This is a genomic window from Stenotrophomonas sp. AB1(2024) (genome assembly GCF_037482345.1).
In the GTDB taxonomy this organism is placed as follows: Bacteria; Pseudomonadota; Gammaproteobacteria; order Xanthomonadales; family Xanthomonadaceae; genus Stenotrophomonas.
The window spans coordinates 1,433,683-1,457,753 of the sequence record NZ_JBBHKO020000001.1 but is presented as its reverse complement, the minus strand read 5'-3'; the positions used below and the strand labels follow the sequence as shown (position 1 = coordinate 1,457,753).

Sequence of the window (24,071 nt, the reverse complement as noted above, 5' to 3'; positions counted from 1 at the left end):
AATGGATCATTCCCCACCGATCAGCGACAATGCCCGCCGCTCCGCCCGAACCGCATTGAACGTGAACAACGCGCTTTCCCGTCCTGCCGGCGTCAACCCTGTCCTGGCATGGGTGTTCACGGTGGTGCTCGGTCTTTCACCGGTGCTGTTGATGTCGACGATGGATGGCGGCAGCGCGGGCTATTACGGCCTGGTGCTGCTCAGTTTCATCACGCTGGCCTGGGTGCGCCGCCCAGCAGTGGGTACCACGTGGTGCGACAACCGCCGCGAGTACCTGTGGATGGTGCTGGGGATGGCGGTGATGCTGGCAGGCGTGCTGGTCAGTCTGCTGGTGCACGGCATCTGGAAAGGGTCCGAGGTCGAGAAGGCGGTGCGCCTGCTCACTGTGGGCCTGATCCTGGCCGCAGCGCTGCGCATGCCGCGCCCTGTCCTGGCCCATGCCGCGTTCGGCCTGTTGGGCGGGATCTGGTATGCGGTGATCAACGTCGCCTGGCTGGTGTTGAGTACCGGCACGCGCCCACAGACCCGGCAGTTCAATGCCGTCACCTACGGCGATCTGACCCTGCTGTTTTCGGTCATTGCGTTCCTGCTGCTGGGCCTGCGGATCACCCGTTTCCGCCGCACCGAGTTTGCGCTGAAGCTGGTCACCGGTATCGCCGGCATGGGGGCATTCCTGGCCACCCAGACCCGGGGTGGGTTGCTGGCCATTCCCTTTTTCCTGTTCATCGCCCTGCTGGTGCAGGGGCGGCGCATGAACCGTTTCAAGGTCCTGGCTGCCGCCCTGTTGCTCGGCACGGTCGGTATCATCGTGGCCAGCGATGCCTCGATGCGCGACCGCATCCATCTGGGCGTGAGCGAATTCGACCAGTGCCAGGTGGCGCACCTTTCCGATACTTCGGTGTGCATCCGCCTGCAGCTGTGGAGCGCGGCCGGTCACATGATCCGCAGCGAGCCGATGTTCGGCGTGGGAGGGGGCGACCGCTTCCGCGAGGAACTGGCGCAGCTTGCCGAGGCCAAGCAGGTCACCCCGACCGTGGCGCGCGATTTCGGTGAAACCCACAACGACCTGTTGTACTTCATGGCCACCTACGGGGTGCTGGGCGGGCTGGGTCTGGTGCTGCTGTACGTCGCGCCGGGCTGGGTCTTCGCAAAGCGCCTGCGGCTGGGCATGACCGACCGGCCCACGCGTCTGTTCGCCGGCGCGGGACTGATGATCTGCGTGGGCTTTGCCGTGTTCGGCCTTACCGAGATGATGTTCCGCGACATGCGCACCGCCTCGTTCTACGCCACCTGGATCGCCTTCTTCCTGGCCCTCTCCGACCCCCTGCGCCTGCGCACCGAAGAACGGTAGCGCAGGCGGTGGAGCGGACGGTTGGTCCGCTGACGTAAACCTACCCCGCCCGAAGAACCGCTTCATAGGAAGCCTCAGTCAACCCACTGAAGGTCTCCAACCCAAACGCCTCAACGGCGTGCTCACGCGCAGCCAGCCCGATCCGCGCCAGATCGCCACGTTGTTCATACAGCGCCACCACCTGCGCCGCAATGGCCGCCACATCCCGCACCGGCACGATCCACCCATTGCGCCCGTGCGTGATGTTCTCAGGCAAACCGGCGTAATCACTCACCATCACTGGCTTGCCCATTGCCATCATTTCGCGGCAGGCAAACGAAATGGTTTCCACATCGTAGGACAGCACGAAACCCGCATCGCCACTGGCCACGAACGGGCGGATGTCGTCCAGCAGCCCGGCAAAATGCACCTGCCCGGCCACCCCCAGCTGTTCTACTTCCGCCACCAGACGGGGGTCCGCCTCGCGCCCGGCCACGGCCATGTGCACCTTGCCGCGCAGCGGCTCGGGCAGCGTGGCGATGGCACGGGCCAGGTCGATCCAGCCCTTGTGGCCATCGGTACCGGCGTTGCTCACCAGCACCAGCGCATCCGGATCGAGCGTCCAGCGCGCGCGCAGCGCCGCGCCGTCGGCAGCGGCGACCGGGGCGAACCGCTGCAGGTCCACGCCATTGCGCACCACATCGATCGGGCAACGCCGGTACGGGCTGTCCAGCAGCATCTGCCGGGTGTGTTCGGACACGGCAATCACCCGGTCGGTGCCCCAACGCGCGCGCACCGCATTGCCGAAGGTGTTGCTGGGCTTGCTGTTGTGCTTGGTGAACACCAGCTTGGGGCGCTTGGGCAGCCCCGCTACCGCCTCCATCGCCACGCGGTGATCGCGCGCGCCGTTGGCATGCACGATGTCGATGCCGTGCTCGCCGATCAGGTCGCGCAGGGTGCGCAGGTCCGCCCATTGCCGGCCAAGCGTGGCCAGGCCGCTGCTGAAGGCGATTTCCACCGGTTCGGCGATGCGCTCCTGGCGCACCACCCGCAGCACCCGGCTGCCGGCCGGTGCGGCCATGAACAGCTGGTGGCGCGGCGACAGCGCACGGGCCAGCGAGGCCAGGTAGGTGGTGTGCCCACCGCCGTCACCGGCGTGGAAGTTGGTGTAGAGGATCTTCATGGGGGCCTTCGGTAATACGCCCCCAAAGTCTGACATACCCGTGTTCAGGGAGTGTCGCCAACGTCCCGTGGCGGATCGCTGACCGGCTGCCCGTGCTGCAGCATCCACAGCATGATGGTCTTCTGCCGCACGTAGTTGGCGCGCACGTAGGCATACACCAAGCCATGCCAGCCATCGCGGAAACCGCCGCGCAGCAGCAGCCCCCGCCAGAAACGCCACGCCGGGGCGAGCACCAGCTTGGCCAGCGTGGCGCGCTTGCCGCGCGCGAACTCGTGCTCGGCCATCATTCGCGCATAGCGCTGGGTCTTGGTGAGCTGCTGCTCCAGCGAGCGGTAGGGGTAGTGGATCAGGTCGCCGCGCAGCGTCCCCACGCTGCCATCCACGCTGGCCGCCTCATGGATCTCGCGTTGGCCGCGCCAGCCGCCGTGGCGGCGGTCGAACAGCCGCAGTACCCGGTCCGGGTAGGCGTTGCCATGGCGCAGGAACCTGCCGAAGTATTCGGACAGCCTGGCAAAGCGGTAGCCATGGTGACCGGCGAAGCCGCCGGCCTGGGCGGCCAGGATCGCCACGCGCAGGTCATCGCTGATGCGCTCATCGGCATCCAGGCACAACACCCAGTCGTGTGCGGCCTGCTCCACGCAGAACGCCTTCTGGCTGCGGAAGCCATCGAACGGCCGTTGCAGCACCCGGGCCCCGGCAGCCATGGCGATCGCTACCGTGGCATCGGTGGAATACGAGTCCACGACGATCACCTCGTCGCAGAAGGCCAGCGAGGCCAGGCAATCGCCGATGCGGTCGGCTTCATTGAACGCGATAATGCAGGCCGAGATGCGAGGCCGTTCAACGGGAGCGGTCGTGGAGGACATGATGGCCGAGTACCTGCTGTTTGCGACGGAGCGCTATGCGTTGCCTATTCTCGCCCCGTTGGCCCAGGCGTTGCACGCGTCCGGTCAATCGGTGTCGGCGTGGTTCGCCGACGGGGCGGCGGGTGCCAGCCTGCCCGGCGTGCCCGATGTCGGCCTGCAGCAGGCGCTGGCGCTGCGCCCGCGCGCGGTGTTCAGCGCGGCCAACTGGGTGCCGCCGTTCATCGCCGGGGCCAAGGTGCAGGTGTTCCATGGCTTCAACGTGCAGAAGCGCGACAGCGCTCGCGGCCACTTCCGCGTGCGCGGGCTGTTCGACCTGTACTGCACGCAGGGCCCGGCTACCACCACCCCATTCCGCGAGCTGGCCGCGCGCGAGGGCCACTTCGCCGTAGCCGAGACGGGCTGGCCCAAGCTGGATCCGCTGTTCCTGGACGATGGCGGCGCCAGCGCGCTGCTGCGCGTGCCGGCGCGGGGGCGGCCGGTGATCCTGTTTGGTTCGACCTTCACCGAGCGCTTGAGCGCGGCCCCGCACCTGGTTGACCAGATTGCCGCCGACATCGCGCGGGGCGAGCACTACTGGCTGCTGACCCTGCACCCCAAGTGCCCGCCGGAGGTGTTCGCGCGGTACCGTGCGCTGGCGGGTGCGAATGCCGCCTTCATCGAACCGGAGCAGGTGATGGCGGCACAGCGCGCGGCCGATGTGCTGGTATCGGATACTTCTTCGATCGTGTCCGAGTTCGTGGTGCAGCACAAACCGGTGGTGACTTTCCGCAACCGCGTGCCGCAGCCGCACATGATCGACTTCGACGATCCCGCCCTGCTGCCGGCGATGCTGGCGCGCGCGCTGCACCCCGAACCGGCATTGATCGCCGAGATCCGCCGCTATGCCGATGACATCCATCCGTGGCGCGATGGGCGTTCCAGCGAGCGGGTGATCGCCGCCACCGAGGATTTCCTGGCCGGGGAGATGGGCGCGTTGAAGCGCAAGCCGTTCGGGGCGTGGACGCGGGCGCTGCAGATCCGCAGGGATCTGGGCTATTGGGGCCCGTCGCGGCGGTGAACGCATTGCTTGGCTGCCACGCAGGGCGGTTTACGTGCGCAGGATCATGGTTTTGACACGCATGGCGTGTCACTACGACCCTTGGTCGCTCGGTCACGTAGAGCCACGCCCTGCGTGGCTGCGCATGGTCACCGGTACGGGCGACGCTTCACGAACGCAGCGTTGAGCTGCTCAAACACCGCCCGCGCTTCCTCCTTCGGCAGATAGCGCAGGCACAACGCAATGCTGCCGTTGGCCCCTGCCGTATCCAGCCACACACTGGACGTACCCAGCCAACGGTCCAGCGGCGAGCGGCTCAACCGCAGCGACTGCAGCTTGTCCAGCTCGGCAAAGCGCCACCAGCGCTGCCACCAGCCCCCACGTACCGCCACGTAACGCGCGTCCAGGTGATAGCCCATGCGCGCCATCGTGCGGTACGCGCGCAGCGCCGACCACGGCAGCCACGCCAGCACCAGCGCGCCCCACGGTCCCACCTTCCACACCGCACCGGTGGCCAGCAACGGCATGATCACCAGCGCCGGCAGGCACAGCCGCCACCAGCCGCGCTGCGGGACCGGCCGCCACTGCGCCGGCGGCCACTGCAGCTGCGGCAGCAGGTGCTGCACCAGTGCGTCGCAGGCTTCGGGGGTGGCCAGCGGCGCCAGCTCGCGCAGGTCGCGGCGCTCGCCATCGGCTGCAACGCCGACGGCAATGTCAATGCGTAGATGACGGCGCTTGAAGAAGCGTTGCAGCGCGGTTTCGCGCAGCGCCCAGGCCTGGATCCGCCGCCGCGCCACGCTGGTACGCATCCTGGTGAGCAGCCCGCTGGCCACGGTAAGCCGGCGCTCGTGTTCGGTCAGCCGGAAGCCGTGGTAACGCAGCAGCGCCATCACCACCGACAATCCCCGCAGCATGACCCAGAACCCCACCACCACCACCAGCGCGGCCACCACCCAGACCCAGGTGGCCGGGTGCAGGTTGCTGGCGTAGCCGAAGGCCTGGCGGCCGCCGTACTCGATGGCCTCGTCGACCGCACCGCGCGGGAAGAACTGGTACGACGCACCGATGGCGGCCAATACCACCACCCAGCCCCGGTTGGAGAGCAGCCCGATCCGCACCACATCAGCGGTGCCCAGCTGCAGCAGCACATCTTCGGCGGGTATGGCCGGAGCCTCTTCGGCCAGGCCATCGCCACTGACCGCGACCTGCTGCCCGCGCTGGCGTACCAGATGTTCCAGCGCCAGCGCCTGGTCCAGCTTGAGCACGCGCATTTCCGCTTCCGGGCGGTTGCCGCCAGCCGATTCCAGGCGCAGCTCGGCCACACCGAACAGCCGGTGCAGCGGGTTCTGGTGGACCACCACGTTATGGATGCGTGCGAACGGAACTTCGCGGCGGTTGCGCGAAATCACCCCGCTGCGCACGCTGATGGCGTCGCGACCGATGCGGTAATGGAAGGTGAGGTACTGAAGAATAGAGACCGCCACCAGCACCACGAGCACCGCCAACGCAGCCAGGTTCGACCACATCTCATCGCGGTCGCCACGGCCACCAAACACCACTAGCGCCACCAGTGGCAACAGGAACTGACGCAGCTGCACCAGCAGCACGAACAGCCACGACCACGGATGCAGGCGCTGGTCGGGCGCGTCGTCGTCAGCCACGGGCGTGCTCACAGCGCGTCGTCGTCCTGGTCCAGCTGGTGGCCCAGCGCATCGCGCAGGCGCTCGGCGTCGGCCTGGTCCAGGCCGCCCAGCGACACCGCGCTGAAGCGGCTGCCGGCGGTATGCACCACCAGCGTGGCCAGCTGCGCGCTGCGCTCGATCGGGCCACGGCGCAGGTCCAGGTGCTGCACGCGCGACAGCGGCACCCGGGTTTCCAGCTGCCACATCAGGTTGCGGCGCACCCCCAGCCCCTGCGCGTCCAGCCGCCACCAGGTGCGGCGCTGCCGGCGGAAACCGAAAAAGCCGCCGATCAGGGCGCCGGGCAGCAGCATCGCCACCGCGCCGATCCAGCGCATGGGCATGTCCAACACCACCCACAGCGTGCCCAGCACGCCACCGATCACGATCGCCCCGGTGAGGGCACCGGCCACGCCGGCGATGGTGGCCGCGCGCAGCGGCAGCGGCAGCCACTGGCCCTGGTCGGGCAGCGGTGGCGGGGTAGGCAAGGGGGCAGGAGAAGGGTCGGACAAGGCGGGCGCTCGGCAGGAGGAAACATGCCGGGCGCCCGCATCAGGTCGGCTGCGCCCGTCGGGCAGACGGTAGCAGGTTGGCGCGCGCTATTGCGCGGCCTGGATCAAGGCATCCACGTCCAGCAGATGGCCAGCGCGTTCGGCCTTGGTGCGCAGGTAGTGCTCGTTCTCGGCGGTGATGTCGCCGGTAACCGGCACGCAGTCCACCACCTCGATCCCCGCATGGCGCAGGCGCTGGGCTTTGGTCGGGTTGTTGCTCAGCAGCTGCACGCGCCGCACGCCCAAGCCCTGCAGCATCGCCACGGCGCTGCCATAGCGGCGCTCGTCGGCACCGAAGCCCAGCTGCGCATCGGCATCGATCGTGTCCAGCCCATCGTGCTGGTAGCCATAGGCGCGCATCTTCGCCGCGATGCCGGTGCCGCGCCCTTCCTGGTCCAGGTACAGCAGCACGCCGCCGCCCAGTTCCTTGAGCTTGCGCAGGCCGCGCCGCAGCTGGTCACCGCAGTCACACTTGAGCGAGCCGAACAGGTCGCCGGTGAGGCATGAGGAATGCACCCGCACCGGTACCACGCCGGCAAGGTCCGGGGTGCCGACGATGATCGCCACCTGGTCGCGCTGGGCCACGCCACCGCGGAACACCGCAAATTCGGTCATGCCCACCTCGCGAAGCGGCACGGGCGAGCGTGCCACCAGTTCGTAGGCGTGGGCGGCCTGCTCGGCGCCCTGGGCCAGGTCGCACAGCGATACCTGCGCGCAGCTGTCGAAGCGGGCATCGCCGGGCGCCAGCAGCACCCCGACCATGGCCGGCAGCAGCAGGCCCAGCCGGGCGATTTCCACCGCGCCCTCATCCAGCGCCTGCCCGCCGGTCCAGCCGGCCGGCATCGGCTCGGCATCGCGCAGGTAGCTCAGCGAGGGCAGGGCATCGAAATCGACACCGGCCAGCGGCACGCGCGCGCCGTCTTCGGCGGCCACGCCCAGCACCCGCGCGCGGGTGGCGGTCAGGAACAGGTAGTGCTGCCCGGCGGCCACTTCGGCAAAAGCGGTGTAGCTGCTGCGCGTGCTGCTGTCCAGAGCGATGAAGGCCAGGCGCTGGCCGTGGCCGTCATCGATCACCACCGGGCGGCCGGCACGCAGTTCGGCCACCGCGCGCTCGCAGCGGATCGCGGCCGGATCGCCGAACGGGGAAGAAGCAACTGGGGACATGGCAGGGGCCGTGGGGGACATCGTGGTTTCACAGTGGGGTCGGAAGGCGCCGATTCAATCGTGGCCGGTGCGACGCAGCGTCGCACTCCGTGCGGCGGCCGCTGGTGGGGCGGCTACTAGTGGGGATGTTCCTCGGTGGCGTACGGGTCCACTTCGTCGCTGTGCGGCGGGCGCAGCGTGTAGCGCTTGTAGGTCCACTGGTACTGGGCCGGATCGCGGCGGGCAATCGCCTCGATCCCGGCGTTGAGCGCACTGGCGGCCGTGCGCGGGTCAGGATCGGCCACGGCGGCGTCGGCCGGCGTGATGTGCAGGGCGAACTGCATGCCCGGCCCGGTGCGTTCGCACCAACCGTACAGCACCGTGGCCCCGGTGCGCTCGGCCAGCCGGTTGACCAGGGTCATGGTCAGCGCTGCCACCCCGAAGAACGGGGCGAAAACGCCATCGCCTGCCTTGGGCTGCTGGTCCGGCAGGATCCCGGTCGCACCGCCGTCCTTGAGTACCTTGAACAGCTGGCGCACCGCCGGACCTTCGGCCCGGACCTGCTGCACGTTGCTGCCGCCACGGACCAGCTGCAGGAACTGGTCGCCCACGGCCTGGTCCGGCGCCTTGTAGACGATGGCGATCGGCCCGCGCGAGGCCAGCCACTGGTTGAGCAGCTCCCAGTTGCCGTAATGCGGGGCGGCCACGATCACGCCCTTGCCGCTGGCCAGGGCCGCCTCATACAGGGCCTCGCCGTGGCGTTCGGTCAGCAGGGCCAGGTTCCGCTCGCGCGGGCGGGTCCACAGGCGCAGGGTTTCCACCGCCTGCAGCGCGGTCGAGCGCAGTACCGCCTTATGGAGGGCGGCGCGGTCGTTGGCCGACAGCTCGGGGTAGGCCAGCTCCAGGTTGCGCCGGGTGACCCGGCTCTCGCGGGCGTTCAGGGCAATCCAAAGCCCGGCCAGCGCATGGGCGAAGCCGCGCAGCCAGGACCAGGGCAGGCGGGTGAACAACGCAGCGGCGCGGTAGGCCAGGCGGGCGGTGGTTTGTGGTTTCATCGGGGCAAAGTCTAGCCGGTGCAGGCGCTTAACCCCTAAGGTAGGCCGCTTGTTCATCCCGGAAAGCCCCCGCCATGCTCGTCCTCATCCAGCGCGTCACCCAGGCCAGCGTCAGCGTGGACCAGGCCGTGGTCGGCCAGATCGGCCCGGGCCTGCTGGCCCTGGTGGGCATGGAGCCGGGCGATACCGAGGCCCAGATCCGGCGGATGGCCGATCGCCTGCTGGGTTACCGTGTGTTTGCAGATGAGAGCGGGAAAATGAACCGATCCCTGGGGGAGACAGGGGGCGGGCTGCTGCTGGTGAGCCAGTTCACCCTGGCGGCGGACACGGCCAGCGGGATGCGCCCGGGTTTCAGTACCGCCGCGCCGCCTGACGAGGCTGAACGTGGATTCAACAGATTGGTGGAGATCTGTCGGCAAAAGCACGTTTCGGGGGTGGAAACCGGGCGGTTTGGCGCCCATATGGTTGTCAGCCTGGTCAACGATGGTCCAGTGACCTTCCTGCTCAGACCCTGACCCCGGGACCACCGCCCGGGCCCGAGGGGCGCTGGGCTGGTATAATGCTAGGTTCTATTCCTCATCCCTGCCGGTGGCGCGAGCACTACATGGCCAACGAACGTCCTGCCCAGCAAAACGACATCAAGCTTCTGATCAGCAAGGGCCTGGAACAGGGCTACCTGACCTACGCCGAAGTCAATGACCACCTGCCCGACGACATTGTCGACCCGGAGCAGATTGAAGACATCATCGGCATGATCAACGGCATGGGCATTGATGTCCATGAAGTGGCGCCCGATGCCGAAACCCTGCTGCTCAACGACGGCAACACCGGTAACCGCGAAGTCGATGACACCGCGGCCGAAGAAGCTGCCGCCGCACTGAGCGCACTGGACACCGAAGGTGGCCGCACCACCGACCCGGTGCGCATGTACATGCGCGAAATGGGTACCGTCGAGCTGCTTACCCGCGAAGGCGAAATCGCCATCGCCAAGCGCATCGAAGAAGGCCTGGGCCAGGTCCAGGCTGCACTCGGCACCTTCCCGGTGTCGGTGGAATCGCTGCTGGCCGATTATGAAGCGCACAAGGAAGGCAGGAAGCGCCTGGCCGAAGTGATCGTCGGCTTCAACGACCTGGTGGAAGAAGTGCCGGCCCCGGCCGTGGCTGAAGACACCAGCGACGACGCGGACGCCGACGAAGACGACGACGAAGACGACGGCGACGACGTTGAAGAAGAAGCCGGCCCGACCGGTCCGGACCCGGAAGAAGTCGCGCGCCGCATGGGCGAGCTGGCTGCTGCCTACGCTGCCTTCAAGAAGGCCGCCACCAAGGCCGACCGCAAGCCGCTGACCAAGCTGCGCGACGACATGGCCGCCGTGTTCGTTACCCTGAAGCTGCCGTTGCCGCTGACCGACGTGCTGGTCAGGCAGCTGCGCGATGTGATGGCCGACATCAAGGGCCACGAGCGCCGCGTGCTGAACCTGGCCACCGTCACTGCCCGCATGCCGCGCAAGGATTTCATCCGTTCGTGGGAAGGCAACCAGACCAACCTGGAATGGGTGGAAGACGCACTGAAGCGCAAGCAGAAGTGGTCTTCGGCGCTGCGTGACGTCAAGGACCAGATCATTGCCGAACAGCAGTCCACCATCGACATCGAGAAGGCCACCTCGCTGGAGCTGGAAGAGCTGAAGGAAATCAGCCGGGCCATGGCCTACGGCGAAGCCAAGGCACGCAAGGCCAAGAAGGAAATGGTCGAAGCCAACCTGCGCCTGGTGATCTCCATTGCCAAGAAGTACACCAACCGTGGCCTGCAGTTCCTCGACCTGATCCAGGAAGGCAACATCGGCCTGATGAAGGCCGTGGACAAGTTCGAATACCGCCGCGGCTACAAGTTCTCCACGTATGCGACCTGGTGGATCCGCCAGGCCATCACCCGTTCGATCGCCGACCAGGCGCGCACCATCCGTATTCCGGTGCACATGATCGAAACGATCAACAAGTTGAACCGCATTTCCCGCCAGATGCTCCAGCAGTACGGCCGCGAGGCCACGCCGGAGGAGCTGGCCAAGGAAATGGACATGCCGGAAGACAAGATCCGCAAGGTGATGAAGATCGCCAAGGAGCCGATCTCGATGGAAACCCCGATCGGCGACGACGAGGATTCCCATCTGGGCGACTTCATCGAGGACACCAACGTGGAGTCCCCGATCGAGAACACCACCAACATCAACCTGTCTGAAACCGTGCGTGACGTGCTGGCCGGCCTCACCCCGAGGGAAGCCAAGGTGCTGCGCATGCGCTTCGGCATCGACATGAACACCGACCACACCCTTGAGGAAGTGGGCAAGCAGTTCGACGTCACCCGCGAGCGCATCCGCCAGATCGAAGCCAAGGCGCTGCGCAAGCTGCGCCACCCGAGCCGCTCCGAGCAGCTGCGCAGCTTCCTGGACATCGATTGATCTCCAGGCTGTCGCGTAAATGAAAAACCCCGCCTCGGCGGGGTTTTTTCATGCCCCCGCCAACGTCTCCACCAGGTAGTCAATGAAACTGCGCACCTTCGGTGCCAGGTGGCTGCGGCTGGTGTACACCGCGTAGATGCCGATCGCCGGCACCTCCCATTCCGGCAGCACCCGCCGCAGGCGGCCATCGGCCAGCGCGTCGGCCACCAGGAAATCCGGCTGCACGATGATGCCCAGACCGGCTATCGCGGCCTCACGCAGCACATCGCCGTTGTTGGCGCGCACCCCGCCACGCACCACCACCGAGACTTCGCCGCGCGGGCCGCGCAGTTGCCATGCATCGCCGCCGCCCCAGTAGCTGTAGCCCAGGCATTCGTGTGCGGCCAGGTCTTCGGGCTGCTGCGGGTGTCCATACGTGGCCAGGTAGGCGGGTGCCGCGCACAGGCTGATCCGGGTTTGGGCCAGCTTGCGCGCGATCAGCGATGGCCCGGGCTGGCGGGTGATGCGGATGGCCAGGTCATAGCCTTCTTCGACCATGTCCACGAGGCGGTCAGACAGCGAGAGATCCAGCTGCACCTGCGGGTAACGCTGGCGATAGCCGGCCAGCAGCGGCCCAAGCCGGGCGATGCCGTAGCTCACCGGTGCGTTGATGCGCAGCATGCCGGACGGTTCCAGCGCCTGTGCCCCGATGCCCGCTTCCAGCGCATCGAACTGGGCCAGCAGCTGCACGCACTGTTCGTAGTACGCCGCGCCGGTACTGGTTGGGCTCACCCGGCGGGTGGTGCGGTTGAGCAGCCGGGTGGACAGGCGCTTTTCCAGCGCGGCGATCTGCCGGGTCACCCCGGCAGTGGACATGTCCAGCGCGTGCGCGGCGGCACTGAAGCCGTTGCGCTCGACTACGGCCACGAACACGCGCATTGCCTCGAGAGTGTCCATTGTTGCGGATCCTGTAATGAACAGCGTCGGATCATCGTATTTATCCGTTCTGGTGGGCGCAATACGCTGATGGCCTGGTACCGGACCGTGGTCCGCCGCCGCCGCGTCCCCCTTGGAGCATTGCCATGACCCACCTGCCTTCGCTGTACATCTCCCACGGCTCGCCGATGACCGCCCTGCACCCGGGGCAGGTGGGCGTGCGCCTGGCCGAGCTGGCCGCGCAGCTGCCGCGCCCGCGCGCGATCGTGATGGCCTCGGCGCACTGGCTGACCCGCCAGCCGGCGGTGGGCGCGCACGCGCAGCCGCCGACCATCCACGATTTCGGCGGCTTCCCGCAGGCGCTGTTCGACCTGCAGTACCCGGCACCCGGCGATCCGGCGCTGTCCCGGGAAGTCGCACAGCGGCTGGCTGCCGCCGGGCTGCCCGCTGCGCTGGACCCGGTGCGTGGCCTCGACCACGGCGCATGGGTGCCATTGCGCCTGCTCTACCCGCAGGCCGACATTCCGGTAGTACCGCTGGCGCTGCAGCCGTTGCAGGGCCCGGCCCACCAGTTCGCACTGGGCCGGGCGCTGGCGCCGCTGCGCGAGCAGGGCGTGCTGCTGGTCGGTTCGGGCAGCATCACACACAACCTGCACGACTGGCGCGAGTACCAGAGCGGCGGCGAAGCGCCGTACGTGCGCCCCTTCATCGAATGGGTGGAGCAGCGTCTGCAGGCCAACGACAGCGCCGCGCTGCTCGATTACCGCCGCCAGGCACCGTATGCCGAACGCGCACACCCCACCGACGAGCACTTCCAACCGCTGCATTTCGCACTCGGCGCGGCCGGCGGCGAGGTGCTCGGCGCGCAGCGCATCGATGCCGGTATCGAGGCGGGCATGCTGGCGATGGATATCTACCGCTTCGACGGCAACCCGGCATGAGCACGGTCGTTCGCGGTTCGGGTTGGGTGTGGTAATTTTTTTCCAGGCTCCCTGGAAAATGCATGCATACGATTGAAGTCGTCCTGGCGATGCTGGTGGCGGTGGTCGCCAGCGGCTACCTGGTCCGCGTATTGCCGTTGTCGCTGCCGCTGCCGCTGGTGCAGATCGCCCTGGGCGCAGTGATCGCCGGGGTATTCAACCGCGGCCACGCGCTGGAACCGGAGATGTTCTTCCTGCTGTTCCTGCCGCCGCTGCTGTTCCTGGATGGCTGGCGCATTCCCAAGCAGGGCCTGTTCCGCGACAAGGGCGTGATCCTGGAGCTGGCGTTCGGGCTGGTGGTGTTCACCGTGATAGGCGCCGGGCTGCTCATCCACTGGATGATTCCGGTGATGCCGCTGGCGGTGGCGTTCGCGCTGGCGGCGATCATTTCGCCAACCGATCCGGTGGCGGTGGGCTCGATCGCCTCGCGCGCGCCGATTCCCAAGCGGCTGATGCACATCCTGGAAGGCGAGTCGCTGTTGAACGATGCCTCCGGCCTGGTCTGTTTCCGCTTCGCGGTGGCGGCAGTGATGACCGGCACCTTCTCGCTGGCCACGGCGTCACTGACCTTCCTGTGGGTGGCAGTGGCGGGGCTGGCGATCGGCGTGGCGGTCACGCTGGGCGTGTCCACCTTCCAGCGCTGGCTGTGGCGTCGCTTCGGCGAAGAGCCCGGTGCTGCCCTGCTGGTCAACCTGCTGATTCCCTTCGCGGCCTACCTGCTGGCCGAAGAGGCCAATGCCTCGGGCATTCTCTCGGCGGTGGCCGCCGGCATCACCATGAGCTACGTGGAGCTCACCGGCCGGGTGTCGGGCAGCATGCGCGTGCAACGCATGGCGGTGTGGAACATGCTGCAGTTCTCCTTCAACGGGATCATGTTCGTGCTGCTGGGCGAGCAGCTGCCGGGCATCGTGGACCGGGCGATCACCACGGTGAGCGAAAGCGGGCACCACAGCGCGTGGTGGTTGCTGGTGTATGTGGTGGTGATCAACCTGGCGCTGGTGCTGCTGCGCCTGGCCTGGGTGTGGCTGTCACTGCGCTGGAGCCTGCTGCGGGCCAGGCACCGCGGCGAAGCGCGGCAGGGCACGTCGTGGCGGGTGGTGGTGGCCACCTCCCTGGCGGGCGTGCGCGGTGCGATCACGCTGGCCGGTGTGTTGACCCTGCCGCTGTTCCTGCCAGATGGCAGTGCGTTCCCGGCGCGCGATCTGGTGATCTTCCTGGCAGCGGCGGTGATCCTGGTGTCGCTGGTGGGCGCCAGCGTGGCGCTGCCGCGTCTGCTCAAGGGGTTGGAGCTGCCGGCCGATTCGGGCGAACGCAAGGAGGAAGACCTGGCGCGGCGGCTGGCGTCCAAGGCCGCGCTGGCCGGGGTGGAGCGCATGCGCCAGCAGCTGGTGCAGAACCAGACCACCGATAACGTGCAGCTGTACAACGATGCGGCCTCACGGGTGAGCCTGCTGTACCAGCGCAATCTGGAAAAGGAGCACGGCCCGGATGCGGACCCGGAAAAGGTGCAGCGCATGGAGCAGGGCTACCGCCAGCTGCGTAGTGCGGGGCTGACTGCCGAACGCGAGGAGCTGTTCCGGTTGACCCGGCGCGGGCGGATTTCCGATGAGATCTCGCGCAAGCTGATCCGCAACCTGGATTTGCTGGAAACCCGGCAGCGCGATTGACGTAGAGCCACGCCCTGCGTGGCTGCACGGTCACCGGCGAAAAGCAGCCACGCAGGGCGTGGCTCTACGCAACCGGGGTCAGGCTTCCGGCTTCTGATCCAGGTAATACGCCACCACGTTGCCCTTGACCTTGATGGTCATCGGGTTGCCGCGGCGATCGCGGGCCTTGCCCGCCTGCACGCGGATCCAGCCTTCGCTGACCGAATACTCCTCGACGTTGTCGCGTTCGACATCGTTGAATCGGATACCGACGCCACGCTCCAACGCCGCGGCATCATGGAAGGGGCTGGCCGGGTTGATCGCCAGGTGGTCGGGAGGGGTATCGCTCATGGTCACGGGGTGCTGACGGCCACCATGGCCGTCTTCAGGCGCACAGGATAAACCGTGTGGCCGCTGCGGCCGAATTTCGCTTCCTGCCAACGCCCTCGCACGGCAGAATGCCTGCCTGTCTCCAGGAATACCGGCCATGCCCGACAACAGCGATTATTTCGACTTCGAAGAAGACGAACGCGACTTCGACGAAGACGACTTCGAGGCCCGGATCTGGAACCTGTTCGTGCTGATCAATCCCGGCGATGAAGATCTGGGCCTGCAGCAGTTCAACCGCTGGCGCGAGGCGTTGATCGAGAACGGCGAGGAGATCGACGAGGAGGCGGACTGGCTGCCGCCGTTGATGACCGCCATTGCCTGGCAGTCCGGCTTCGAGGTGGAACGTGAAGACGCCGATGCGTTGATGTCGGCGGTGAACGAACTGTCCGCGCGCTGGAACCTGCAGCTGGACTGGGGCGGCGACCTGGACGATGAGGATTTCGCCGCGAAGGTGGACGCGCCGCGGTTGATGGGCACCGCCTACGACCGCCTGCGCGAGCACAACTACTCGCTGTGGAGCGTGGATACCGGCAACGGCGGGCTGGCCGGCTGGATGGCGCTGCAGCGCGACGATGACGCCATGCTGGCGCTGTGTTCGCTGCTGGGCGTGGAAGTGCGGCCGGGGTCGGACCCGTTCTGATGGGCCCCGTGGGCCGGCCAACGGCCGGCGCTACCCGTCGAATTGCGATCTTGCGTTCGCGATGACTGCTTTGACCAGGTCCCGGTCGGTATGCCGGGAAATGGCCTTCGCACCCAGCGTGATCGCCTGGAGGCGCAATGGGGCGGGTACGTCGTAGTGGGCACCACTGCGGCGGTTCTGGAACGCCCGCCGCGGAATGCCGAGCTGCGCCGCCATGGCGTGCAGCTCGGGCAGGGTGTCGGCCATCAGATGCGCCCAGCGCTCGCCGCGCCAGGGGTGAACCGCATCGTCGATATAGACCGTCACCGGGTGGCCGTGGCTCAGGCCTGCGGCTTGTCGTCGCTGGCGGCCGGGGTGGCTTCGGCGTCGGCCTGATCGGCGTCCTCGGCGACCGTTTCGGCGTCATCGCCTTCTTCGCCTTCCACGCCTTCGAATTCGGAGACCAGCTGGCCCAGGTATTCGTCGGCGGTCTTGCCTTCGTCAGCGGCCAGGTCGTCGATCATCTGCTGCAGCTGGGTCGAGTATTCCAGGGTGACCTTGCGGCCTTCCTTTTCCTGGACGTTGGACAGGTGCTTGAGCATGGCCAGCATCGGCACCGGGTTGTCGGCGTTGCCCATGGTCTGGCCGCCGATGGCCAGCAGCCATTCGGTGCCCTGCAGGCCGATCGCGGCGACCACCTGGCCTTCTTCGTTGGTCAACACGGCGTGGTTCTGGACCGGCTGCTGGGCGTTGAGGCGGTTGATCGGGCGCTTGGGCTGGAGCTTCCTGCGCTTGTCGCGCTTGGCTTTGGACTGCTTGGACATTCGGGGGATCTTTCGTTGAACGGAAAGGCACATTGTAAGCCCTGGCGTCGGACGCACCGACTGGGCCGGCCAACGGCCGGCGGGTACGCGTCATCGCATGCGCGCTGCCGCCCCACGATCCGCTGCGCGGATCGCGGGCCCCTCTTATCGTGCCTCCCCACCCCCGCCGCTTCGCGGCCGCCCCCGTACACCGGGGGCTCTCCACCCGATGCGCCGCTTGGGCCTGGGTAGCCCCGGCCGTTGGCCGGACCAGGCGGTGCTTGCCCATGCGCACCCTGTCGGCGTCAGGGACCTGCGGATGCCTCCACCGGGGCCGCCGGGGCCAGCACGGGCACCGGCGGGCCGACCGCAGGCGCGATCTGGGCCTGCACGTCCGGATCGGTGACGGCTGGCGACAGCGCCACTTCCTGGCCCGACCCGGCCAGGGCCGCGGCTTCGGCGGCCCTGGTCATCACCACGATGCTGATGCGGCGGTTGATCGGGTTGTCCGGCTGGGTCCTGTCGAACAGCACCGACGAGGACAGGCCGACCACGCGGGTGACCTTGTCATCGGCCATGCCGCCATCGAGCAGCGCCCGCCGGGCGGCATTGGCGCGGTCGGCGCTGAGCTCCCAGTTGCTGTAGCCGTGGGTGGCGTTGTACGCGGTGATGTCGGTGTGGCCGGTGATGCTGATCCGGTTCGGCACGTGGTTGATGAACTGCGAGAGCTCGCCAAGGATGTCGCGCGTATAGGTCTTCAGTACGGCACTGCCCATGTCGAACATCGGGCGGTTCTGCTTGTCCACGATCTGGATGCGCAGGCCTTCGGGGGTCAGGTCCAGCAGCAGCTGGTCCTTGAACGGCTCCAGCGCCTGGCTCCTGCTGATCGCTTCTTCCAGCTCGCGCTTGAGCACTTCCAGCCGCTTCTTCTCACGCTCGCGTTCGTCCTGCTGGGGCACCGGGCGCTCGGCCTGCTGGTTCTGGAAGGGATCGTTGCTGGTGCCGCGCGAGATATCCGTGGCGCCGCCCAGCTTGATCATCGAGGTGCTGGCGCCACCCGGGCCGGCCATGCCCGGGGCGGGCCTGGGGCTCTGTCCGGTGAGCGGGCTGGGGTTGCGGAAGTACTCGGAAATGGAGGCGCGCTCGGGCTTGGAGGTGGCCGCCATCAACCACAGCACCAGGAAGAACGCCATCATGGCGGTCACGAAGTCGGCGTAGGCCACCTTCCAGGCACCGCCATGGTGCGTGCCATGGCGGGCCTTCCTGACCCGGCGGACGATGACGGTGGGTTTGCTCTCGGCCATGGCGGTGCTTTACTTGACCGTCTTGAGGTGCTGTTCGAATGCGCTGAACCCGGGGCGCACGTGCGACGGCAGGGTCTTGCGGGCGAACTCCAGCGCGATCTTCGGGTTGTAGCCGCGCAGGCAGGCCAGCAGGGCGGTCTTGACCGATTCGTAGATGCGGCTGTCCTGCTCGGCGCGCGCTTCCACTGCGGCGGCCAGCGGGCCGACGAAGCCGTAGGCCAGCAGGATGCCAAGGAAGGTGCCTACCAGCGCGCCGGCCACGTGCGCGCCTACTTCGGTGATGTCGCCGCCGATCGAGCCCATGGTGATCACGATGCCCAACACGGCGGCCACGATGCCGAAACCGGGCAGGCCGTCGGAGACCTTGTTGAGCACCGCTGCCGGCTGCATCGCTTCGGCGTGGTGTTTTTCCAGCTCCATCTCCAACAGCGGTTCCAGTTCGTGCGGTTCGATGTTGCTGCCGATCATCAGGCGCAGGCAGTCGGTAATGAAGTCCACCAGATGGTGGTCGGCCTGCACCTTGGGGTAGCTGGCGAAGATGGCGCTTTCGGCCGGGCGCTCGACATGGTCTTCCAGCGCCATGAAGCCTTCGCGGCGGGCCTTGTTGAGCAGTTCATAGAGCAGGCTCAGGACATCGAGGTAATCCTGCTGCCCGTAACGCGGGCCCTTGAACACGCCCACGGTGGCCTGCAGGGTCTGCTTGACGGTCTTGACCGGGGTGCCGACCAGGAACGCGCCCAGCGCCGCGCCACCGATGATGACCAGCTCATAGGGCTGCCACAGCGCGCCGAGTTTGCCGTGCGCGCCGACATAACCGCCGAACACACTGAGAATGACGATGACGAAGCCAACAAGGATGAGCATGGGGCAGACGCGGCGGGGGGGACATCTCCATGTCGGCCTGGCGCGGGAGTTCTGAAGGGTGGGGTTCGTTGGACGTCACAGTTTTGGCCCGCGCGTCGTACCCACCAACGGTGGGTACCTATCGTTGGTGGGCACGCGGTGCCGGGGGCTCAGGCTGCCGGTTCGGCCTCGGCCCCACCACGCTGCAGCGGGTCCGGATAGGGCTGGCCGTTGGGGGTGAACGACAGCGAGACCGAGTTCAGGCAGTGCCGCTCGAAGGTCGGCGGCGGACCGTCCGGAAACACGTGGCCGAGATGGCTGTCACACCGGGCGCAAACGATTTCAGTTCGCACCATGCCGTGACTGACATCGCGGATTAAGCGGACATGGGCCGGGTCGAACGGAGCGAAGAAGCTCGGCCAGCCGGTACCAGAGTCGAACTTGGTGCTGGAACGGAACAGCGGAAGGCCACACAGGCGGCAGCCGTAGACGCCATCCAGCGTGTTGTCCAGGAACACGCCGCAGAACGGGGCTTCCGTACCGTGCTGGAGCAGCACGCGGCGCTCATCGTCGCTGAGTCCGGCCGTCAGCGCCTGGCGCTGCGCGTCGTTGGGTGGGGAGAGATCGAAAGTGGTCATGGACGATCCTTGCAAGGGGTAACGCTGAAGTGGGGGCGGCGGTGGTTGCGGGCAAGCGCTTCGGGCATTCATGGTGCTGACACGCGCACGGGCGCAGGGTGAACACCTGTCCCGCCGTGAGCCTGCCATCATGAACCGCCTCTACTGGCTTGCCCTGTCGCTGGTCGTGCTGGTGCCGCTGGGCGCAGCAGCGCAGATCGCCGCGCCGAGCAGACCCACCGACACCCGTCCGGTAACCCACCCCGCGCCGACCCAGACGCCGCTGCCCACACCGGTGCGTCCGGCGCCCGCAGACAGCCTGTCCGGGCGCATGGCGCCGGTGAAATCGCCGGCGCAGACCGCGCAGCAGCTGCGCACTCATCCAATCCAGAGCCAGGGCCCGGCGCAGGTGGTACCGCCCACGCCGCCGGCTACCACGGCGCCAGTCAAGGTCTACGACCGCCACGGCCGGATCGTGCCGGGCATGAAGCAGGTGGGCCCGAACCGTGTGCTCGATACGCGCACCGGCCGCTACTACGACGCCGTGCCCAGCGGCGACGGGCAACGCATCAAGCCCTGACGCATGAACGTTTCACAACCAAAGCCCGCAGTCATCAGTGTCAACGCCGCAGCTCACTGCAATTTCGCCTGCGATTAACCGCCTTCGCCCGACCCTGTACCTGCGCCGCAAGACCGCGCATCCCCAAATGGTTGTGAAAGGTGCACTCATGTCTAATCAGCAGAAGGGCAATCCCGGCAAGATGCCGCAGGAACAGCAGGGCCAGCAGAACCAGAAGCCGGGCCAGCAGAACCAGCAGCAATGGGATCAGCAGAACCAGAAAGGTGGCAAACAGCAGGACCAGCGCCACCAGGACCAGAAACAGCAGCGTTGATGCGCTGGTCGGCAGCTGCATGGGCGGTGCGCGCAAGCGCGCCGCCTTTTGCGTTTGGGCCGTTCAATCCGGAATCGGCAGGGTCAACGTTTCCTTGACTTCTTCCATCACGATGTAGCTCTTGGATTCGCGCACGTGCGGCAGGGTCAGCAGCGTGCTGCCCAGCAGCTTGCGGTAGGACGCCATTTCACTGATGCGTGCCTTGAGCAGGTAATCGAAATCGCCCGAGACCAGGTGGCACTCCAGCACGTTGGGCAGCTTCAGTGCCGCGCGGCGGAACTCCTCGAAGATGTCGCCGGATTTGTAGGCCAGGCTGATTTCCACGAACACCAGCAGGCTGGCCTTGAGGTACTGCGGGTCGAGCCGGGCGTAGTAGCCGGTGATGGCGCCATCGCGTTCCAGCCGGCGCACCCGCTCGGTGCACGGGGTGGTGGACAGGCCCACGCGCTCGCCCAGTTCGGTGAAGGAAATACGCCCCTCGTCCTGCAGGATGCGCAGGATCTTGCGGTCGATCTTGTCCAGCTCGCGGGCACGTGCGGCCATGGCGTCAGCCTCTCGGGGATGTTGGCGGGACAATATCCTGCTTCAGGCGCAAAAAACAGCAAAATTGCTTGGTTTGGCCGGAATATACTTCCTCAATTATGGTCCCGGCACGCTCCAGTGCAGGGAATGATCGGGTTGGAGAGGTCTCATGCGCGTTCTAGTCCTTGGCAGTGGGGTAATCGGCACGACCAGTGCCTGGTACCTGCGGCAGGCCGGGTTTGAAGTCACGGTGGTGGACCGCCAGCCCGGCCCGGCGCTGGAAACCAGCTTCGCCAACGCCGGCCAGCTGTCGTTCGGGTATACCTCGCCGTGGGCCGCCCCGGGCGTGCCGTTGAAAGCGGTGAAGTGGCTGTTCTCCGAGCACGCGCCGCTGGCGATCCGCCCGGGCCTGGACTTGAACCAGTACCGCTGGCTGGCGCAGATGCTGCGCAACTGCACGCACGAGCGCTACGCCATCAACAAGGCGCGCATGGTGCGCATGTCCGAATACAGTCGCGACTGCCTCAACGAGCTGCGCGCGCAGACCGGCATCGAATTCGAAGGCCGCGACCTGGGCACCACCCAGCTGTTCCGCACCCAGCAGCAACTGGATGCGTCGGCGCAGGACATCGAAGTGCTGGCGCAGTACGGCGTGCCGTATGAAGTGCTGGACCGCGACGGCATCATTGCCCACGAACCGGCGTTGGCCAGCGTGGCCGACAAGCTGGTGGGCGCGCTGTGGTTGCCGCGCGACCAGACCGGCGACTGCCAACTGTTCACCCGCCGCCTGGCGCAGATGGCGATGGATGCCGGGGTGGAATTCCGCTTCGACCAGGACATCGCCGGCCTGGAAACCGACGGCGACCGCATCACCGGCGTGCGCATCGACGGCAAGCTGGAAACCGCCGACCGTTACGTGGTCGCGCTCGGCAGTTACTCGCCGTCGCTGGTCGCGCCGCTGGGCATGCGTCTGCCGGTGTACCCGCTGAAGGGCTACTCGCTGACCCTGCCGATCACCCATGCGGCAATGGCACCGACCTCGACCATCCTGGACGAGAGCTACAAGGTGGCGGTGACCCGTTTCGACGACCGCATCCGCGTGGGTGGCATGGCCGAAGTGGGCGGGTTCGACCTGTCGCTGTCGCCGCGTCGCCGCGCCACCCTGGAAAAAGTGGTGGGCGACCTGTACCCGGACGGCGGGGATCTGTCGCGTGCCGAGTTCTGGACCGGGCTGCGCCCGGCCACCCCGGATGGCACGCCGGTGATCGGCGCCACCCCGTACCGCAACCTGTTCCTCAATACCGGCCACGGCACGCTGGGCTGGACCATGGCCTGCGGCTCGGGCCGCTACCTGGCCGACCTGATGAGCGCGCGCCAGCCGCAGATCAGCACCGAAGGCCTGGATATCTTCCGTTATGGCGGCCACCACGCCGCTTCCGCCCAACACAGTGAACCCAAAGCATGCGCCCAGCCCGCGCGTTGATCGACCTGGACGCGTTGCGCTCCAACTTCCGCCTGGCCCGTGAACTGGGCGGCGGTCGCAAGACCCTGGCTGCGGTAAAGGCCGACGCCTATGGCCACGGCGCCGTGGCCTGCGCGCGCGCGTTGGATGGCGAGGCCGACGCGTTCGGCGTGGCCTGCATTGAAGAAGCGCTGGAACTGCGCGCGGCCGGCATCACCGCGCCGATCCTGCTGCTGGAAGGCTTCTTCGACGCCGACGAACTGCCGCTGATCGTGCAGCACAACCTGTGGTTCGCGGTGGCCGCGCCGTGGCAGGTGGATGCGGTGGAGGCGTTCCAGACCAATGCCACGCTGCAGATCTGGTTGAAGCTGGACAGCGGCATGCATCGCCTGGGCCTGGCCCCGGCCGACTTCCGCGCCGCGCATGCGCGCCTGTCGGCACTGCCGCAGGTGGCGTCGATGGTGCTGATGAGCCACATGGCCCGCGCCGACGAACTGGACAGCCCGCGCACGCGCGAGCAGGCGGCCCTGTTCGCCGCCACCATCGATGGCCTGGCCGGGGAAACCAGCCTGTGCAATTCACCGGCCCTGCTGGGCTGGCCGGAGGTGCGCAGCGACTGGGTGCGCCCGGGCCTGATGCTGTATGGGGCCAACCCGCTGCAGAAGCACAACGCTTTCACCGAGCGCCTGCGCCCGGTGATGACCATGCAGTCGAAGATCTTCGCGGTCCGTGAGATCGCCGCGGGTGAACCGGTGGGTTATGGCGCGCGCTTCGTTGCCGAACGTCCCACCCGCGTGGGCGTGGTGGCGCTGGGTTATGCCGACGGCTACCCGCAGTTCGCGCCCAACGGCACCCCGGTGCAGATCGATGGCCAACCCGGCCACCTGATCGGCCGGGTCTCGATGGACATGCTCACTGTGGACCTGACCGATCTGCCGCAGGCGGGGGTGGGCAGCACGGTGACGCTGTGGGGCGATGCGCCGCGCCTGGACGTGCTGGCACCACTGTGCAATGTCAGCGCGTACCAGTTGCCCTGCGCGGTCAAGCGCGTGGCGCGGGTGATCAGCGGCGGTCGGTAGGCAGCAGCTTGCGCAGCCACTCGTCCAGCAGTTGCTCTTCGTAACGGAGTGGATCGCTGTCGCTGCGCAGGCCGACGCCGTTGTGCAGGTAGTTCATGCCGACCAGCTTCACATCCTTGCCCTGCTGGACCACGCCGCCATTGGCATCACGCAGGGTGAAGTCGAGGGTGATCCGCGGCGGGTAGACATCGCGCATGATCCGGATGTCGCTGGTACGCGGGCCGTGCTGCGGCTCGAAATCGCCGGCGCGCTTGATGTCGGTGATCTGCACCTCCAGCGTCTGGCCCGGCGGCAGGCGTTTGACGGCGCTTTTACGCAGCGCGTCGGCCAGCTGGTACACCCAGTTGCCGCTTTGGGCCTCGAAACGATTGGAGCTGCTGCGGATTTCAGTGAATTGGGCCGGATCGGTCCAGCTCACCTGCACCGGGCTGTCGCCGGTAAGCGCGCGGGGCGCATCCGGGGCGGTAACGGTACGCGGGCCGGCGGACGCGCCGCCGGCAACAAGCAGCATCAGGCAGCTGAGAGCACCAGCCAGCAAGGGTTTGCGGTTCATGGCGTTGCCTCCGTCGGGGTTGCGGAAAGAAGACGATCTGGAGTGTGATCCTGATCACGGGCTGGAACAATTGCCAAACGCGATCCGCATGATCCGGAGTGGGGACGAATTCACTTACGTCAAATCGGCAGTCTCTGCTTGACGCTG

Annotated in this window: 26 protein-coding genes; 10 read left to right on the top strand and 16 right to left on the bottom strand. The window is 67.3% G+C overall.

Annotated elements, in window-relative coordinates; translation table 11 throughout:
- The first annotated feature begins 1 nt into the window (after nt 1).
- Entirely contained in the window at nt 2-1,351 is a 1,350-nt protein-coding gene (locus WIX41_RS06900; protein WP_339446361.1) for an O-antigen ligase family protein, read from the top strand.
- 40 nt (nt 1,352-1,391) lie between these two features.
- On the opposite strand, the gene WIX41_RS06895 is transcribed toward WIX41_RS06900, so the two are convergent.
- Together WIX41_RS06895 and WIX41_RS06890 are read right to left on the bottom strand one after the other, a co-directional pair.
- Nucleotides 1,392-2,513 (bottom strand): glycosyltransferase, encoded by a 1,122-nt coding sequence (locus WIX41_RS06895; RefSeq protein ID WP_339446360.1) that lies wholly within the window; start codon nt 2,511-2,513, stop codon nt 1,392-1,394.
- 44 nt (nt 2,514-2,557) lie between these two features.
- A complete protein-coding gene (locus tag WIX41_RS06890; protein ID WP_339446359.1) occupies nt 2,558-3,379 on the bottom strand; it encodes a glycosyltransferase family 2 protein in 822 nt (273 codons plus the stop codon).
- Between WIX41_RS06890 and WIX41_RS06885 the strand changes: the two genes are divergently transcribed.
- Entirely contained in the window at nt 3,378-4,436 is a 1,059-nt protein-coding gene (locus WIX41_RS06885; RefSeq protein WP_409187465.1) for a CDP-glycerol glycerophosphotransferase family protein, read from the top strand. The two genes, WIX41_RS06890 and WIX41_RS06885, sit on opposite strands and share 2 nt — an antisense overlap.
- 128 nt (nt 4,437-4,564) lie before the next feature.
- On the opposite strand, the gene WIX41_RS06880 is transcribed toward WIX41_RS06885, so the two are convergent.
- From WIX41_RS06880 to WIX41_RS06865, 4 genes are all read right to left on the bottom strand, one after another.
- Entirely contained in the window at nt 4,565-6,076 is a 1,512-nt protein-coding gene (locus WIX41_RS06880) for a PH domain-containing protein (protein WP_339446357.1), read from the bottom strand.
- A gap of 8 nt (nt 6,077-6,084) precedes the next feature.
- Entirely contained in the window at nt 6,085-6,606 is a 522-nt protein-coding gene (locus WIX41_RS06875; RefSeq protein WP_339446356.1) for a PH domain-containing protein, read from the bottom strand.
- A gap of 87 nt (nt 6,607-6,693) precedes the next feature.
- Nucleotides 6,694-7,830: a GTP cyclohydrolase II RibA gene (gene ribA, locus WIX41_RS06870; RefSeq protein WP_409187340.1), complete on the bottom strand. Its 1,137-nt coding sequence runs from the start codon at nt 7,828-7,830 to the stop codon at nt 6,694-6,696.
- 95 nt (nt 7,831-7,925) lie between these two features.
- On the bottom strand, nt 7,926-8,843 hold the full coding sequence (locus WIX41_RS06865) for a lauroyl acyltransferase (RefSeq protein WP_339446354.1): 918 nt from the start codon (nt 8,841-8,843) through the stop codon (nt 7,926-7,928).
- Between the two features lie 74 nt (nt 8,844-8,917).
- Here WIX41_RS06865 and dtd point away from each other — a divergent pair, with 74 nt between their 5' ends.
- Both dtd and rpoD read left to right on the top strand, forming a co-directional pair.
- Nucleotides 8,918-9,358, top strand: coding sequence for a D-aminoacyl-tRNA deacylase (gene dtd, locus WIX41_RS06860; protein ID WP_339446353.1), 441 nt, complete (start codon nt 8,918-8,920; stop codon nt 9,356-9,358).
- Between the two features lie 89 nt (nt 9,359-9,447).
- A complete protein-coding gene (gene rpoD / locus WIX41_RS06855) occupies nt 9,448-11,298 on the top strand; it encodes an RNA polymerase sigma factor RpoD (protein WP_339446352.1) in 1,851 nt (616 codons plus the stop codon).
- A 48-nt stretch (nt 11,299-11,346) separates the two neighbouring features.
- Here the strand turns inward: rpoD and WIX41_RS06850 are convergent, their stop codons facing one another.
- Nucleotides 11,347-12,234, bottom strand: coding sequence for a LysR family transcriptional regulator (locus WIX41_RS06850; RefSeq protein WP_339446351.1), 888 nt, complete (start codon nt 12,232-12,234; stop codon nt 11,347-11,349).
- A gap of 125 nt (nt 12,235-12,359) precedes the next feature.
- Between WIX41_RS06850 and WIX41_RS06845 the strand changes: the two genes are divergently transcribed.
- Entirely contained in the window at nt 12,360-13,154 is a 795-nt protein-coding gene (locus WIX41_RS06845; protein WP_339446350.1) for a DODA-type extradiol aromatic ring-opening family dioxygenase, read from the top strand.
- A 62-nt stretch (nt 13,155-13,216) separates the two neighbouring features.
- The gene (locus WIX41_RS06840) at nt 13,217-14,860 is read left to right on the top strand and encodes a Na+/H+ antiporter (RefSeq protein ID WP_339446349.1); all 1,644 of its coding nucleotides are present in this window, start codon (nt 13,217-13,219) and stop codon (nt 14,858-14,860) included.
- 78 nt (nt 14,861-14,938) lie between these two features.
- Here the strand turns inward: WIX41_RS06840 and WIX41_RS06835 are convergent, their stop codons facing one another.
- Complete coding sequence (locus WIX41_RS06835; protein ID WP_339446348.1) at nt 14,939-15,190, bottom strand: DUF3297 family protein; 252 nt, start codon at nt 15,188-15,190, stop codon at nt 14,939-14,941.
- Nucleotides 15,191-15,326: 136 nt separating this feature from the next.
- On the opposite strand from WIX41_RS06835, the gene WIX41_RS06830 reads away from it, so the two are divergent.
- Nucleotides 15,327-15,869, top strand: coding sequence for a DUF6630 family protein (locus tag WIX41_RS06830; protein ID WP_339446347.1), 543 nt, complete (start codon nt 15,327-15,329; stop codon nt 15,867-15,869).
- Between the two features lie 30 nt (nt 15,870-15,899).
- Here the strand turns inward: WIX41_RS06830 and WIX41_RS06825 are convergent, their stop codons facing one another.
- The 5 genes from WIX41_RS06825 to msrB all read right to left on the bottom strand — a co-directional run bounded on the left by WIX41_RS06825 (nt 15,900) and on the right by msrB (nt 19,436).
- Nucleotides 15,900-16,175 carry a DUF4031 domain-containing protein gene (locus tag WIX41_RS06825; RefSeq protein ID WP_339446346.1) on the bottom strand — a complete coding sequence of 92 codons (276 nt, stop codon included), beginning with the start codon at nt 16,173-16,175 and terminating at the stop codon, nt 15,900-15,902.
- A gap of 14 nt (nt 16,176-16,189) precedes the next feature.
- The gene (locus WIX41_RS06820) at nt 16,190-16,672 is read right to left on the bottom strand and encodes a hypothetical protein (protein WP_339446345.1); all 483 of its coding nucleotides are present in this window, start codon (nt 16,670-16,672) and stop codon (nt 16,190-16,192) included.
- A gap of 284 nt (nt 16,673-16,956) precedes the next feature.
- Nucleotides 16,957-17,955: a flagellar motor protein MotB gene (gene motB, locus WIX41_RS06815; RefSeq protein WP_339446344.1), complete on the bottom strand. Its 999-nt coding sequence runs from the start codon at nt 17,953-17,955 to the stop codon at nt 16,957-16,959.
- 9 nt (nt 17,956-17,964) lie between these two features.
- Nucleotides 17,965-18,819: a flagellar motor stator protein MotA gene (gene motA / locus WIX41_RS06810; RefSeq protein WP_339446343.1), complete on the bottom strand. Its 855-nt coding sequence runs from the start codon at nt 18,817-18,819 to the stop codon at nt 17,965-17,967.
- A gap of 149 nt (nt 18,820-18,968) precedes the next feature.
- Nucleotides 18,969-19,436: a peptide-methionine (R)-S-oxide reductase MsrB gene (msrB, locus tag WIX41_RS06805; RefSeq protein ID WP_339446342.1), complete on the bottom strand. Its 468-nt coding sequence runs from the start codon at nt 19,434-19,436 to the stop codon at nt 18,969-18,971.
- Between the two features lie 130 nt (nt 19,437-19,566).
- Here msrB and WIX41_RS06800 point away from each other — a divergent pair, with 130 nt between their 5' ends.
- Entirely contained in the window at nt 19,567-19,995 is a 429-nt protein-coding gene (locus tag WIX41_RS06800) for a hypothetical protein (RefSeq protein ID WP_339446341.1), read from the top strand.
- A 40-nt stretch (nt 19,996-20,035) separates the two neighbouring features.
- Here WIX41_RS06800 and WIX41_RS06795 read toward each other — a convergent pair whose 3' ends face one another.
- The gene (locus WIX41_RS06795; RefSeq protein WP_339446340.1) at nt 20,036-20,329 is read right to left on the bottom strand and encodes a hypothetical protein; all 294 of its coding nucleotides are present in this window, start codon (nt 20,327-20,329) and stop codon (nt 20,036-20,038) included.
- 42 nt (nt 20,330-20,371) lie between these two features.
- The gene (locus WIX41_RS06790) at nt 20,372-20,851 is read right to left on the bottom strand and encodes an Lrp/AsnC ligand binding domain-containing protein (RefSeq protein WP_339446339.1); all 480 of its coding nucleotides are present in this window, start codon (nt 20,849-20,851) and stop codon (nt 20,372-20,374) included.
- Nucleotides 20,852-20,999: 148 nt separating this feature from the next.
- On the opposite strand from WIX41_RS06790, the gene WIX41_RS06785 reads away from it, so the two are divergent.
- Nucleotides 21,000-22,313: a D-amino acid dehydrogenase gene (locus WIX41_RS06785; RefSeq protein WP_339446338.1), complete on the top strand. Its 1,314-nt coding sequence runs from the start codon at nt 21,000-21,002 to the stop codon at nt 22,311-22,313.
- Nucleotides 22,292-23,371, top strand: a complete 1,080-nt coding sequence (alr, locus tag WIX41_RS06780) for an alanine racemase (RefSeq protein ID WP_339446337.1) — start codon at nt 22,292-22,294, stop codon at nt 23,369-23,371. Before WIX41_RS06785 ends, alr begins: the two co-directional genes overlap by 22 nt.
- Here alr and WIX41_RS06775 read toward each other — a convergent pair.
- The gene (locus WIX41_RS06775) at nt 23,355-23,924 is read right to left on the bottom strand and encodes a DUF3016 domain-containing protein (protein WP_339446336.1); all 570 of its coding nucleotides are present in this window, start codon (nt 23,922-23,924) and stop codon (nt 23,355-23,357) included. The genes alr and WIX41_RS06775 overlap by 17 nt on opposite strands.
- Nucleotides 23,925-24,071: the final 147 nt, after the last annotated feature.

Excerpts from the sequence above, each read along its gene's own strand:
- WIX41_RS06900 (WP_339446361.1), top strand. The coding sequence starts at position 2 with ATGGATCATTCCCCACCGATCAGCGACAATGCCCGCCGCTCCGCCCGA.
- WIX41_RS06895 (WP_339446360.1), bottom strand. The coding sequence starts at position 2,513 with ATGAAGATCCTCTACACCAACTTCCACGCCGGTGACGGCGGTGGGCAC.
- WIX41_RS06885 (WP_409187465.1), top strand. The coding sequence starts at position 3,378 with ATGATGGCCGAGTACCTGCTGTTTGCGACGGAGCGCTATGCGTTGCCT.
- WIX41_RS06890 (WP_339446359.1), bottom strand. The coding sequence starts at position 3,379 with ATGTCCTCCACGACCGCTCCCGTTGAACGGCCTCGCATCTCGGCCTGC.
- ribA (WP_409187340.1), bottom strand. The coding sequence starts at position 7,830 with ATGTCCCCCACGGCCCCTGCCATGTCCCCAGTTGCTTCTTCCCCGTTC.
- WIX41_RS06865 (WP_339446354.1), bottom strand. The coding sequence starts at position 8,843 with ATGAAACCACAAACCACCGCCCGCCTGGCCTACCGCGCCGCTGCGTTG.
- dtd (WP_339446353.1), top strand. The coding sequence starts at position 8,918 with ATGCTCGTCCTCATCCAGCGCGTCACCCAGGCCAGCGTCAGCGTGGAC.
- rpoD (WP_339446352.1), top strand. The coding sequence starts at position 9,448 with ATGGCCAACGAACGTCCTGCCCAGCAAAACGACATCAAGCTTCTGATC.
- WIX41_RS06850 (WP_339446351.1), bottom strand. The coding sequence starts at position 12,234 with ATGGACACTCTCGAGGCAATGCGCGTGTTCGTGGCCGTAGTCGAGCGC.
- WIX41_RS06845 (WP_339446350.1), top strand. The coding sequence starts at position 12,360 with ATGACCCACCTGCCTTCGCTGTACATCTCCCACGGCTCGCCGATGACC.
- WIX41_RS06840 (WP_339446349.1), top strand. The coding sequence starts at position 13,217 with ATGCATACGATTGAAGTCGTCCTGGCGATGCTGGTGGCGGTGGTCGCC.
- WIX41_RS06835 (WP_339446348.1), bottom strand. The coding sequence starts at position 15,190 with ATGAGCGATACCCCTCCCGACCACCTGGCGATCAACCCGGCCAGCCCC.
- WIX41_RS06830 (WP_339446347.1), top strand. The coding sequence starts at position 15,327 with ATGCCCGACAACAGCGATTATTTCGACTTCGAAGAAGACGAACGCGAC.
- WIX41_RS06820 (WP_339446345.1), bottom strand. The coding sequence starts at position 16,672 with ATGTCCAAGCAGTCCAAAGCCAAGCGCGACAAGCGCAGGAAGCTCCAG.
- motB (WP_339446344.1), bottom strand. The coding sequence starts at position 17,955 with ATGGCCGAGAGCAAACCCACCGTCATCGTCCGCCGGGTCAGGAAGGCC.
- motA (WP_339446343.1), bottom strand. The coding sequence starts at position 18,819 with ATGCTCATCCTTGTTGGCTTCGTCATCGTCATTCTCAGTGTGTTCGGC.
- msrB (WP_339446342.1), bottom strand. The coding sequence starts at position 19,436 with ATGACCACTTTCGATCTCTCCCCACCCAACGACGCGCAGCGCCAGGCG.
- WIX41_RS06800 (WP_339446341.1), top strand. The coding sequence starts at position 19,567 with ATGAACCGCCTCTACTGGCTTGCCCTGTCGCTGGTCGTGCTGGTGCCG.
- WIX41_RS06795 (WP_339446340.1), bottom strand. The coding sequence starts at position 20,329 with ATGCAGCTGCCGACCAGCGCATCAACGCTGCTGTTTCTGGTCCTGGTG.
- WIX41_RS06790 (WP_339446339.1), bottom strand. The coding sequence starts at position 20,851 with ATGGCCGCACGTGCCCGCGAGCTGGACAAGATCGACCGCAAGATCCTG.
- WIX41_RS06785 (WP_339446338.1), top strand. The coding sequence starts at position 21,000 with ATGCGCGTTCTAGTCCTTGGCAGTGGGGTAATCGGCACGACCAGTGCC.
- alr (WP_339446337.1), top strand. The coding sequence starts at position 22,292 with ATGCGCCCAGCCCGCGCGTTGATCGACCTGGACGCGTTGCGCTCCAAC.
- WIX41_RS06775 (WP_339446336.1), bottom strand. The coding sequence starts at position 23,924 with ATGAACCGCAAACCCTTGCTGGCTGGTGCTCTCAGCTGCCTGATGCTG.